This is a genomic window from Streptomyces sp. NPDC000941 (genome assembly GCF_053599555.1).
This window is the reverse complement of the sequence record NZ_JBSFMM010000293.1, coordinates 1-11,896: the sequence shown is the minus strand read 5'-3', so window position 1 is coordinate 11,896 and position 11,896 is coordinate 1. Positions and strand designations below refer to the sequence as shown.

The 11,896-nt window shown below is 72.5% G+C and carries 8 protein-coding genes and 1 pseudogene; 1 reads left to right on the top strand and 8 read right to left on the bottom strand.

What is annotated here, in order from left to right; genetic code table 11:
* From ACWDSL_RS48050 to ACWDSL_RS48035, 4 genes are all read right to left on the bottom strand, one after another.
* Positions 1 to 2,208: bifunctional glycosyltransferase/CDP-glycerol:glycerophosphate glycerophosphotransferase (locus ACWDSL_RS48050; protein ID WP_450495400.1), on the bottom strand; the 2,208-nt coding region annotated here is incomplete at its 3' end.
* Between the two features lie 183 nt (positions 2,209 to 2,391).
* Complete coding sequence (locus ACWDSL_RS48045; RefSeq protein WP_450495398.1) at positions 2,392 to 3,594, bottom strand: hypothetical protein; 1,203 nt, start codon at positions 3,592 to 3,594, stop codon at positions 2,392 to 2,394.
* 101 nt (positions 3,595 to 3,695) lie between these two features.
* Positions 3,696 to 4,766 carry a hypothetical protein gene (locus tag ACWDSL_RS48040; protein ID WP_450495396.1) on the bottom strand — a complete coding sequence of 357 codons (1,071 nt, stop codon included), beginning with the start codon at positions 4,764 to 4,766 and terminating at the stop codon, positions 3,696 to 3,698.
* Complete coding sequence (locus ACWDSL_RS48035; RefSeq protein WP_450495395.1) at positions 4,763 to 5,416, bottom strand: RNA polymerase sigma factor; 654 nt, start codon at positions 5,414 to 5,416, stop codon at positions 4,763 to 4,765. Before ACWDSL_RS48035 ends, ACWDSL_RS48040 begins: the two co-directional genes overlap by 4 nt.
* A 270-nt stretch (positions 5,417 to 5,686) precedes the next feature.
* Between ACWDSL_RS48035 and ACWDSL_RS48030 the strand changes: the two are divergent.
* Positions 5,687 to 5,983, top strand: a pseudogene (locus tag ACWDSL_RS48030) (glycosyltransferase family 2 protein); the annotation flags it as partial.
* A 325-nt stretch (positions 5,984 to 6,308) separates the two neighbouring features.
* Here the strand turns inward: ACWDSL_RS48030 and ACWDSL_RS48025 are convergent.
* The 4 genes from ACWDSL_RS48025 to ACWDSL_RS48010 all read right to left on the bottom strand — a co-directional run.
* Entirely contained in the window at positions 6,309 to 7,190 is an 882-nt protein-coding gene (locus ACWDSL_RS48025; RefSeq protein ID WP_358640933.1) for a carbohydrate ABC transporter permease, read from the bottom strand.
* On the bottom strand, positions 7,187 to 8,548 hold the full coding sequence (locus ACWDSL_RS48020) for a carbohydrate ABC transporter permease (RefSeq protein WP_450495393.1): 1,362 nt from the start codon (positions 8,546 to 8,548) through the stop codon (positions 7,187 to 7,189). The genes ACWDSL_RS48025 and ACWDSL_RS48020 overlap by 4 nt, the downstream gene beginning before the upstream one ends.
* Positions 8,549 to 8,572: 24 nt before the next feature.
* Positions 8,573 to 9,976: an ABC transporter substrate-binding protein gene (locus ACWDSL_RS48015; protein WP_450495391.1), complete on the bottom strand. Its 1,404-nt coding sequence runs from the start codon at positions 9,974 to 9,976 to the stop codon at positions 8,573 to 8,575.
* A gap of 281 nt (positions 9,977 to 10,257) precedes the next feature.
* A partial coding sequence (locus ACWDSL_RS48010) for an FtsK/SpoIIIE domain-containing protein (RefSeq protein ID WP_450495390.1) occupies positions 10,258 to 11,896 on the bottom strand: 1,639 nt, incomplete at its 5' end.

Here is an 11,896-nt window from a genome sequence, read left to right as displayed (position 1 = left end):
CCCCCGGGGGGGGGGGGCGGGGCGGCGGTCGGCGAGCGGGAGGACGGGCGGCAGCGCGCCTGCGGCCGCGCCGAGAAAGACCCGCCGCACCACGCGCTCGGCGGCCCGCCCGTCGTCGTGCGGGCAGAAGCGCGCCCGGAAGGCGGCGCGCGGGGCGTCGTAGCGGGGATCGCACCAGGCGGAGCCGGCGAAGACGTCGATCAGCTCGTCCTCGGAGCGGGAGACCGGTCCTGGCGGGGCGGCGGTGATGTCGAAGTAGGTGCCGCGGGCGGCGCGGTAGACGTCCCAGTCGTCGGCGTGGACGACGATGGGGCGGTCGAGGTTGGCGTAGTCGAACATGATCGACGAGTAGTCGGTGAGCAGCGCGTCGGCGGCCAGGCACAGCTCCTCGACGCTCGCGTGCCCCGAGACGTCGATGACCTGGCCACTCCGCGCCTCGTCCGGGCCGCCGTGTGCCTCGTAGAAGTAGTGCGGCCGCACCAGGAAGGTGAAGCCGGGCCCCAGGGCGCGGGCCATCCGCTCCAGGTCAAGCCGTGGCAGATAGCCGCGCTGGTAGTCGCGGTGCGTGGGCGCGTACAGCACCGCCGTGCTGCCTTCCGGGACGCCGAGCCGCTTCCGCAGCCGCGCCACGTCCTCGGCGGTGGCGCGGTGGAAGACGTCGTTGCGCGGAAAGCCGAACTCGAGCGTGGCGTAGCCGGACGGATAGACCCGCTCCCACACCAGGGTGGAGTGGCGGTTGGCGGAGAGGCTGTAGTCCCAGTTGTCCACCCGCTCCAGCAGCTTATGGAAATCGGTGGAGCGGGCGGCGGCCGGGCGGTCGAGCAGATCCAGGCCCATGTGCTTGAGCGGGGTGCCGTGGTGGGTCTGGAGATGGATCTGGCCGGGCCGCTTGCGCAGCCGGGGCGTGAAGTTGACGTTGTTGACCAGGTACGCGGCGCGGGCGAGCGCGGTCCAGTACGCGGGTGAGCCGGGGTGCAGGCGGCGCACGCCGGGCGGCAGGGTGTGCGCGTATTCGCGGGTGGTGACCCAGGCGGTGCGGATATGCGGGGCGAGCTCGCGGACCTTCGCCTCGATCGCCGCCGGATTACAGGCGTAGCCCTTGTGCCAGTACGCCGCGAACACCGCGAGCCGGCGGTCGATCGGGCGCAGTCGCTGCAACCGGTAGTGCGCCCGCAGCGCCACCGCGCGCGCCCGGACATACCCGGCCGCCCCCAGCTCCCCCGCCCGCCGCCGCATCCGGTCGGCGCCGCGCAGGAACTGGAACGCCCGGCGGGCCCCGATACGCACCAGCAGCCCCCGCCACCAGGCGCGCCCCGGCGGGCTGGCCGCGCCGCCTGGCCGGTAGCGGCGGTGGTGCGCCCCGGCCCGGCGGAAGAACTCGGCGCGCGCCCCGCGCGGCAGCCGCCCGGGCGCGGTGAAGACGGCGGCGAGGTGGTCGAGCATCCGCTGGAACAGCGCGGGCCGCCAGTGCGCCAGGTCCGGGCGGCTGTCCAGGAACAGGAAGACCCGGTCGTACTGGTCGAAGACGTCCAGATGGCGGCGGCTGGGCGTGCGCAGGATGCCACCGCGCCGCCGCTGCCGGTAGTGCACGCACACCCGGTCCAGTACGGCGAGCGAACGGGCGGTCAGCAGCACGGGGTAGGTCCAGGGCGTGTCCTCGTAGAACCCCGGCGGGAAGGTGAACCCCTCCCGTTCCAGGAAGTCCCTCCGGTACGCCTTGTTCCACGCCACCATCAGCAGCCGCAGCAGTTCGGGCCGGTCGTCCAGCCGGAACGTCCGGGGCCCGCTCTGGCGCAGCAGGTCCGCCCGTACGTTCCGCTCCGCCCGGCCCGTCCAGTACACCCGTGCGTAGTCGAACAGCAGCACCTCCGGATCCCCGGTGGCCGCCAGCCGCTCGGCGATCGCCCGCAGCGCCCCGGGCACGAGCGTGTCGTCCCCGTCGAGGAACAGCACATAGTCCCCGGTGGCCTGCCCCATCCCGACGTTACGGGCCGGGCCGAGCCCCATGTTGTCGCTCAGATGCACGGGCCGCACCCGCGGATCGCGGGCCGCGGCGTCGTCGATGATCGAGCCGCAGGCGTCGGGGGAGCGGTCGTCGACCGCGATCAGCTCGAGGTCGGTGAAGTCCTGCGTGAGTACCGAGCGCAGGCAGTCATGGAGGTAGGGCTGGACCTGATACGCGGGCACGATGACGCTGAACCGGGGCAAAGCGCATCCCATCGGTTGAGGCGGTGCGGATGTGGTTTATCAGCATCATCGGAACGTACGCAGAATGCGGGGCGACGCGTGCCGGGGAGGCGCGGAAAGCAACTCGTTCGGCGCAGCGGCGCAGGCCCGGGTGGCGGGGACACCGCCACCCGGGCCGCGCGCCGCTGCGCCCCGTCGGCCGGCTCAGCAGGTGGTCAGGACCATGGCCCGGGGCGCGGGGCTTTCGGCGGTCGCGATGCTGCCCACGACGGTGATCCCCGTCTTGGAGACGACGGCCCCCGACGGCGTGCGTTCGGTGCCGGAGGCGGTCGGCAGCGCGAGGTTGCGCCAGCCGTAACCGGTCCACCGCATGCCGTAGGCGTCGCTCTCCGAAAGGACGTCCGTGGCAGCCGCGGCCGATCCCACCGTGACCGGGCCGCCGGGGGCCGCGGTCACCGAGCGCACCGTGCCCGCATCGGCAGGGGTGGCGACCTGCTTCCACGCGTGGCCGTCCCAGTGCGCGAGCAGCGCGTGGCCCCGGTCGTCCTCGTCGAGCACCGCCCGGCCGGCCGCCCACACGTCGTTCGGGCCGTAGGCCGCCACGCTGTTGAACTCGCCGTTGATCCCCTTGTAGGAGGGGGTCGGCGTCTGTTTCCACGACCGACCGTCGTAGTGCAGCAGGATCGGCTGGTCGTCGATCATGTCGGTGCCCACGGCCCACACGTCGTCGGGGGCGATCGCGGTCACCGCGTTCAGAACCCAGGACTGCGCGACGTCCGGCAGCGGCATGATGGTCCAGGACGTCCCGTCCCAGTGCTCGGCCAGGCCCTGGAATGGGGAGTCGTTCGAATCCGGCTCCTGGAGCAGCTGGACCCAGCCGACGGCCCATACGTCGTCGGCCGACCGCCCCGACACGCCGAGCAGCCCGCCCCCGTCCACTTCGGTGTTCTCCGGCGCGGGTGCGGTGACGGCTTCCCAGGACGTGCCGTTCCAGTGTTCGGTGAGGATGCCGCCGAGGGCGGCACTGCCGTCGCCGACGATCCAGCCGTCCTGGGCGGACGTCGCGGTGATCGCGTTGGCCCGGCTGTTCACCCGGGAGTCCAGCGGCGCCGTGGGGGTCTCGGTCCAGCCCCCGCTGCCGTCACGGGTCATCAGCAGCGGGGTCATCTTGCTCCCCCTGCCCTCGTAGGTGACGCGCACTCCGGCGGCCCAGGTGGTGTGGGAGTCCGGTTGGGCGACACCGAGCAGGCTGCTCTCGCCGTCCGCGAGCGTCTGCTGCCAGTCGGCGGCGGCCAGGGGCCGCTCGGCGGCGGACCCCGCGGCCGGGGCCGCGACGGCGGGGACCGCCGCGCCCGCGGTGAGCAGCGCGGTGGTGAGTACGGCGGTCAGCAATCGGGTGGGGGACACGACTGATCGGTCTCCTTGTGTGTGAGATGTGTTGTGGACGGGCCATGACTGCGGCCCGGGGGTGATGGCGCGGGTGGTGTCCGGGGGAAAGAGAGGGTCCGTCACCAGGCGTCGGTGGTCGCGGGACCGATCGTGCGGAAGGTCGTCCGTTCGATGATGTCGCCCGGGTGGAGGGCGGGCCGGCCGGCGAGCCCGTCGAACCCCCAGGGGACTCCGCCGGTCACGGAATCCGGCCGCGGGGTGGAACTCGCCGGGACGGCGGGCAGCTCCCGCGCGGCGATGACGACGGTCTCCAGCAGCCGCCCGTCGGACGGGTCGATGAGGTAGCGGATGACGACTTTGCCCGCACCGCGCTCCACGGCCCTCCCCGTCCGTCCGGCGCTGTCGGTCGCCTTCTCGTCCAGCAGGCGGACGCCGGGCAGCCGCGCGGCCACCTGGTACAGCGCCGCACGCAGCTTGGGCGAGGCCGGCGAGGTGAGGAGGTCGCCGACGATGGCGTACAGCTCCTCGGCGGGCTCCTCGACGGGGTTGTGATAGGACCTCAGCAGCTTCTCCAGCGCCGCCGGGTCGCTGGGCAGCGCGTTGACCTCGTCCCAGGTGAGGCTGCGGGTGCCGACCGGGAAGAGCCCCGGGCCCGCCGACGGCCTGTCGCGCCGCTGGTCCGCCCTCTTCACCCGGAGGTGCGACAGGCGGCCGGCGTGGTGCGCCAGCAGGGTCTGCTTCTCGGTGCGGGAACCGTCGGCGGTGGTGCGGTCGACGACGATCTTCCAGTAGGGGGCGTCGTCCCAGTCGGCCCGCTTCGCCGACTGAGCCTCGGCGACCTCGCTCAGGAAGTCGTGCGCTGTACCCGCGGCGACCGTCGTGGTGGGGCGGCGCGCCGGATCGCCGCCGTCGACCGCGACGAGCGTCACCGCCGCGGCCACGGCGGCGGCCGCCACCGTGAGCAGCGTCCGCGAGGCCGTCCGGCGGCCGGACCGTCCGGTCCCGGTGAACCGTCCGGATCGCGCGAACGCGCGTACCCTGCCCTCTCCCGCGCGCTCGGCCTCGCGGATCGCCGCGCGCACCGCTTCGCGCGTGGCGTCCAGTACTTCCGGCCGCGGGGGCGGCACCTGGCCGGCAGCCACCAGCCGGTCCATGCCGGGCATGTCGTCGTGGGCATGGGGATCGTTCATGTGCATGCTCCGGGGCTGGTGACGGGGGTGGAGTCGGCGAGCGGATGTGACGGGTCGGTCGGGAGCGGGTGGGCCCGGCCATGGCCCGGCCCACCGGAGCGGCCGCCGTCGAGCAACTGCCGCATCCGGGCCCGCGCCCGGTGCAGCCGCGAGCGGGCGGTCCCCGCCGGGATCCCGGCGACCCGGGCGGCCTCGGCGGGCGTGAGCTGCTCCCAGGCGGTCAGCAGCAGCAGTTCCCGCTCCGGCTCGGGCAGCTCACGCAGGGCGGTGAGCATCGCGGGAAGCAGCGCGGCGGCGTCGAGGCGCGCGTCCGCCGCCTCCCAGCCCGCCCCGCCGTCCCCCCGGTCCCCGCCGTCCACCGTGGCGTACTCGGTGGCGGCCGACGCCCTGGACGCCTCCCGCCGCCAGTGGGCCAGCACATGGTTGCGGGCGATGCCGAACAGCCAGCCCCGCACCGACCCGAGCCCCGGGTCGTACCCGGCCCGCTGCGCGAAGGCCGCCAGCCACACCTCTGCCAGCAGATCCTCGGCGGCCCGGCCGCACCGCCGCACCAGATAGGCGTGGAGGGCGACCGAGTGACGGTCCACCAACGGCTCGAACGCCGCGGGCCTGCGTTTCGAGCGGGTCGCCAACGCCTCATCCGAGTCCACATGTGCTCCTTGTCACGGCCCTCGCGCGGGGCCCTCATAAACCACTTGTCGCGAGCGGCCCAACCGTTCGCACCGCCTGTGCAAACCGGCCGGTTTCCGAGCCGTTGGCATCGCGGGACCGGTCACGAGGAACGGAGAGTTCAGCTGTGCGTCATCTGTGCGTCGTGTCGCCATCCTGACCATGGGCAACCGGCCCACCGAGCTGCGGGACCTGCTCGATTCGGTCGCGGGGCAGGACCTGGGGTTTTCACCCGGCTGGTGGAGCTGTACGAGGCGACGACGTTCCTCGGCGGCGGGCACGGGCTGTCGATGCGTATGCTCGATCAGATCGGCGGCCGGCCGGACGCGTTCTTCTACGCCCATGAGGAGGCCGACCTCGCCTGGCGGGCGCTGGAGCAGCAGCTCCGGCTCGTACTGCACCTTCCAGACCTCGCGGACCCGGCACGCGGTGTACTACCGCACGGTCGCCCGCAACCGGGTGTGGCCGGCCAAGCGGCACCTTCCCGCGCCGCTGGTGCCCGTGTCCACCTCGCAGTGCGGACGGCGCTGACGCTCGCCCGAACCCGGCCGGCGACGCCGGCTCATGGGGTGTCGCGGTCCTGGTCCTCCGACGGGTTCATGACGGTTGATCAGCCGCTGACGGTGCGAAGAAAGTGGTCGGCGTCCTCAGGTTCGCCCAGCCGTCCTACCTCCAACCAGGAGCCGTCGGTAAAGCGGAGACGGAAAGTGAAGCGTCACATCGAACGCCGCCCGCACCCGACCGACCGCCGTACCAAGCAGCTGGTGCTCACCCCGCAGGTGCGGGCCATCACACAACGCTGAGCCGGCCGGCCCTCGGCGGGCCGACCGGCTCAGTGGTGTGGCTCAGCGGATCCGGGTCAGTGAGTTCCGGTCACTTCACCGCGCCCGCCATCACCCCGGCGACGAACTGCCGCTGGAAGGCGAAGAAGACGGCCAGCGGGATCACCATCGAGATGAAGGCGCCAGGCCCCAGGATGTCGATGTTGTTGCCGAACTGCCGCACCTGCTGCTGCAGCGCCACCGTGATCGGCGGGTTGCCGCTGTCCGCGAAGATCAGCGCGATCAGCATGTCGTTCCACACCCACAGGAACTGGAAGATGCCGAGCGAGGCGATGGCCGGCCCGCCCAGCGGCATCACGACCCGTACGAACAGCCGCAGCTCGCCCGCCCCGTCCAGCCGCGCCGCCTCCAGCAGCTCACGCGGGATCTCCGCGAAGAAGTTGCGCAGCAGGAATATCGCGAAGGGCAGGCCGAAGGCGGTATGGAAGAGCACCACGCCCGTCGTCGTCTGGAAGATGCCGATCTCGCCGAAGAGCTTGGCGACGGGGATCAGCGCGACCTGCACCGGGACGACGAGGAGGCCGACGACGACCAGGAACCACCAGTCGCGGCCGGGGAAGTCCATCCACGCGAAGGCGTAGCCCGCCAGCGCGCCGAGCACCACCACCAGGACCGTGGCCGGGATGGTGATCGCGAGGGTGGTCCACAGCGAGTCGGTGATCTGCTGGTTGGACAGCAGATCGTCGTACGCGCTGAAGGTGAGCTGCCCCGGATCGGTGAAGACCTTCCACCAGCCCGAGACGGCCACCTCGGAGGGGTCGCGCAGCGAGGAGAGCAGCAGCCCGACCGTGGGCATCAGCCAGAACAGCCCGATCAGGATGAGGACGACCCGCATCACCCCGCCCCCGGCCCGGGCCGCGATCCGCGCGGCAAGCGACTGCTTGGCTTGTACGACCGTGTCCGCGCTGGTCATCGGCGGCGCTCCCTTCGGATCCGGCGGATGTTGAAGAACATGACGGGCGCTACGAACACCAGCAGGAACACGGCGATCGCGCTGCCGAGGCCCTGGTTGACGTCCGTCCCGAAGGACGACTGATACAGCTGGAGGGCGAGCACATTGGCCTCGTCCTGACTGGTCTGCGGCGCGATGATGTACACCAGGTCGAAGATCTTCAAGACGTTGATCATGAGCGTGACGACGACCACCGACAGCACCGGCGCCAGCAGCGGCACCGTCACCCGCCGGAAGACCTGCCACTCATTGGCGCCGTCCATCCGCGCCGCCTCCAGCAGCTCGCGCGGCACGCCCGCGAGCCCCGCCGCGATCAGCACCATCGCGAAACCGGCCCAGATCCAGACGTACGAGCCGATGATGGCCGGGGTGACCAGCGACGGGCCGAGCCAGTCCACCCCGTTGTACGGCTGGCCGAAGTTCCAGGCGGGCAGCCGCAGCTCGGCGCCGTCCGCCTTGGCCGGCAGGGTGTACGTACCGTCGGCGCGGGACGTGGTCGTGGCGACCACCTTGCCGTCCTTGACCGCCTCGATCTTGACGTCGGCGAGCGCCTTCTCGCCCTTGTCGAGCACATTGTGCTGACCGCGGTCGCCCTTGGTGAAGTCGAACCAGACCGTGCCGGTGACCTTCCCGGCCTCCGGCTTCGCGGCCTTGGCGTCCTGCGCGCCGCTCACATCGTCGCGCTTGGCGGCGACCAGCGGCAGCGAGACGGGAGTGCCCGCCTTCGCCGTCGCATCGGTGGTGAACGCCCCGTTCGACGACTCGGCCAACCCGGCGCCCGGCCGTGGATGGGCGCCGGGGAAGGGTGGTGACTCCTTGAAGGTGTCATGCACGCTCACCCAGATGGCGTTGGCCACGCCCCGGTCCGGATCGGCCTCGTACACCAGCCGGAAGATGATGCCCGCCGCCAGCATCGAGATCGCCATCGGCATGAAGACGACCAGTTTGAAGGCCGTGCCCCAGCGCACGCGCTCGGTGAGCACGGCGAAGATCAGGCCGAGTGCGGTGGCCACGGACGGGGCGACGATGACCCAGACGATGTTGTTCTTGATCGCCGTCATCGTCGCGTCGTCGCTGAACATCTCGCGGTAGTTGTCAAGACCGACAAAGCCGTCGCCCGACGCGTCGAAGAGACTGCGGTAGACGGAGTAGCCGATCGGGTAGACGACGAGCGCGCCGAGCAGCACCAGCGCGGGCAGCAGGAAGATCCCCGCCACCCACAGCCGGGTGCCCGTAATACTTTTCCTCTTCTTGTTCTTGTCCTGCGCAGGCGCTACGCGGCCAGGTGCTGCCGCGCCGCCCGCTGTCGCGGTCGACATGATGTGGATCTCCCGGTCGCGTCGTCAGTTCCCGTACGCCTTGGCGGCATCGCGCTCCAGCTGGCGCTGGATGCCCTCGACATCCTTGGGGTTCTTCAGGAAGTCCTGGAGCGCTTTCCACTCACCCTGGGCCGGCTTGCCGCCGAACGAGGCCGGGGCCTGGTCGGACATGTCGAAGCGGAAGTTGTCGCCCGCGTCTATCACCGCTTTGGCGATCTTGCGCAGCGGTTCATTGGGGTAGACGCTCAGGCTGAGCTTCTTGTTCGCCGAGATGAAGCCGCCCGCCTGGGCCCAGATATGGGCGGCGTCGGGCGAGGCCAGGAAGGTCAGCAGCGCCTGCGAGGCCTCGCTGTCCTTGAGCGCCACGGCCACATCGCCGCCGGTGACCACCGGGGCGGTCGCACCTACCTTCGGGAACGGGAAGACCTTCGCCTCCGAGCCCAGCTTCGCCCCCGCGTCGGAGACGTTGGCCGCGGCGAAGTCCCCCTCGAAGACCATGGCGGCGTCCGGCTGGGCGGCGTCGGCGAAGGCCTTGACGACCGAATCCGGGAACGCCGTCTGCAGCGCACCGGACCTGCCCCCCGCGAGCAGTCCCTTGGCGCCCCACAGCTCGGCCAGCGTCTTGAGCGCCCGCGTCACCGAGGGATCGGTCCACTTGATCTTGTGCTGGGCCAGCAGATCGTACTTCTCCGGCCCCGCCTGGGAGAGATAGACGTTCTCGAACCAGTCGGTGAGCGTCCAGCCGTCCGCGCCGCCGACCGAAACCGGGTCGGTGCCCGAATCGGAGATCAGCTGCGCCTGGGCGAGAAAGTCCTTCCAGGTCTTCGCCTCCCTGGCCCCCGCGTACTCGAACGCGGAGGTGTTGTACCAGATCAGCGACTTGTTGCTGACCTTGAAATAGACGCCGTACTGCTTGCCCTTGTACGCGCCGAGCTCCTGCCAGCCCTTCGAGAAGTTCTTGGACAACTGCGCCTTGGTGGCTGCGTTGACCGGCTTGGCCCAGCCCTTCTGCGCGAACTCGCGCAACACGCCGACCTGCCCGACCAGCGCGACATCGGGCGGCTGGCCGCCCGCCATCTTCGAGCCGACGAAGCCCGCCATGTCGTCGCCGCTGGGCACGAACGACACCTTGGCGCCGGTGCGCTTCTCGAACTCCGTCAGCACCTTGGTGAAGTTCTTCTGTTCGGTGCCCGTCCATACGGCCGTGACCTCAAGATGCTTGCCCTTGAGGTTGGGCAGCTTGACGGTCACGGGCGGTGGGCTGCCACTGTCGGCCTCCCCGTCGTCGGTGCCGCAGCCCGCGGCGGTGAGCATCAGCGCCCCCGCCGAACAGACGGCGAGCGCGGCTCGCGCCGAACGCCTCGTGCGCTGCTGGCGAGTCTGGCCCGGCTGGCGCTGCTGGCGCTTCCTGCGAAGCGGTGTGAGCATCCCCGTTTTCCTCCCAAATCGGCCGTCCCCCGCCGCGGCCGTATCCCGTGCCGACAGTCCTACGCCCGGTCACGGTCCGTCGCAATACCGTTTTCTGCGGTAACTCTCCGATTGTGACCGGGCCGTGATGAACAGTCAGGAAGGAACGGGGCAGGGCGGTCAGACAGGAGGATCGGACGATCAATTCCGAAAGTCGGACGGGTCGGATGGGGGAGGGGCGTTCTGGTCGCCGCGGTTGAGCGGTGGAGGCCGTGGTTGCGGTGAGACTTGGACGGTAGCGGTCAGATCAGAGCGGGCGCGGTCGGCGCGCCAGCCGACTGCGCCGCGCGCTGCAGCGCGCTGGCGAGCAGGGCCAGGTCCGTCGGCCCGTTGCCCAGCTCCCGTACCGGGCGCCGGGTGGGCGGGTCGCCCGTACGCTCCCAGTCGACCGCCACGACGGTGGGACGCTGCGTCGCCGTACGCGGTATGCGCCCGGTCACCCGGCCCGCCTGGAACGGCGTGGCCGCGCTGTCGTCGCGGCGCCGGTACAGCCGGCCGCGCCCGATGGCCGCTTCCGCCGCCCCGGAGCCGCTGGGCGAGTCGGCGGAGCCGGTGGGCGCTCCGGAGGCCGTGGCGGCCAGGGGGCGGGCCTCCAGGGCGATCCACAGCCCGGCGCGCTCGGCCGCCGCCGTGTCCGCCGTACGGTCCGGGCGGCCGGACGCCGCGACCAGATGCACCCCGAGGCGCGCACCGTCGCGGGCGACGGCCTCCAGCGCCCGGACGACCGACCCGGCCGCCGGCCGACCGGTGCTGCCCAGGGAGGGGGCGACCAGCGCGTCGAAGTCGTCGACGAGGACGACGAGCCGGGGCAGCGAGGCCCCTGCCGCCGCCTCCTCCGTGTGCTCGCCGCCGGGCTGGGTGCGCAGCCGCAAGGTGCCGCTGGAGGCGGAGTCGAGGTCACCGGCCCGCCGCGGCGCGACCACCCGCGCCCCGCCCCCGCCCGTGCCCCCGGCCGGGGCGTCGGGGTGGCGGGTGGGGCCGCTCTCTGCGGCTGTGTACGCGCCGCGGGCCGACGCGTCGCCGGCGCCGGGTTCGCCTGCGCCGCGGGCGGGGGCGTAGCCCGCGCTGTGGGCATGGGCGTCGGGGCGTCGGGTCGTACCGCCGGCGCCGCCGGCGCCGTCGGCGTCCGCGGCGCCGCCCGAGCGTGTGCCCCTGGCCGGGCCTCCTGCCAGGCCGCCGCCACCGGCGGCGCCGCCCGTGCCACGGGCCGGGTTGTCGAGATGGTGGGCCGTGGTGCTGTTGGTAGCGCCGCCCAGGCGTCCGCCGGCGCTCCGCGGCGAGGCGCCGCCGGCGCCCGCGTGCCCGCTGACGCCGCCCGTACCCCGCGCCGGGGCGGTGCCGGAGCCGCCCGTCGCGTGGGCGGTGGGCGCGCCGGAGCACTGGGCGTGCCAGGTGGTGAAGTCCTGGTCGCCCAGCAGTTCGGCGCGGTGCTTGAGCTCCGAGCTGAGCGCCTGGGCGAACTCCCGCATCCGTACCGGGTCGGAGGCCGCCAGATACGTCGAGACCTGCGGCAGGTCCGTGCACACCCGCAGCCCCTCGCCGCGCTCAGCGCCGCCGCCGTCGACGAGCACGAGGCCGAGCCGGTCGGGGCGCTCGGCGGCCGCGAGGGAGGCGGCAACGGAACGCAGCAGCTCTGTCTTGCCGGTGCCGGGGCCGCCGCCGATCAGCAGATGCGGGCCGTCGGCCACCAGGTCGACGGCGAGCGGGCCGCGCGGGCCCGCGCCCAGGACGGCCAGGGCCCGGCCGCCGGCCGGGACCTCGTCCGCGGCAGCCGCCCAGCGGGCCAGCAGTGAGGCGGGGGTGGCCCGCGCCAGACCCAGCTCGTCCAGCAGCCGCGACGCGCGCGGCAGCGGGGCGGCCGCCGGGCGGCCGGAGCCGGGG

What these genes read in the sequence shown, in the direction of transcription:
- ACWDSL_RS48040 (WP_450495396.1), bottom strand. Translation starts at nt 4,766, where the DNA reads ATGAACGATCCCCATGCCCACGACGACATGCCCGGCATGGACCGGCTG.
- ACWDSL_RS48025 (WP_358640933.1), bottom strand. Translation starts at nt 7,190, where the DNA reads ATGACCAGCGCGGACACGGTCGTACAAGCCAAGCAGTCGCTTGCCGCG.
- ACWDSL_RS48020 (WP_450495393.1), bottom strand. Translation starts at nt 8,548, where the DNA reads ATGTCGACCGCGACAGCGGGCGGCGCGGCAGCACCTGGCCGCGTAGCG.
- ACWDSL_RS48015 (WP_450495391.1), bottom strand. Translation starts at nt 9,976, where the DNA reads ATGCTCACACCGCTTCGCAGGAAGCGCCAGCAGCGCCAGCCGGGCCAG.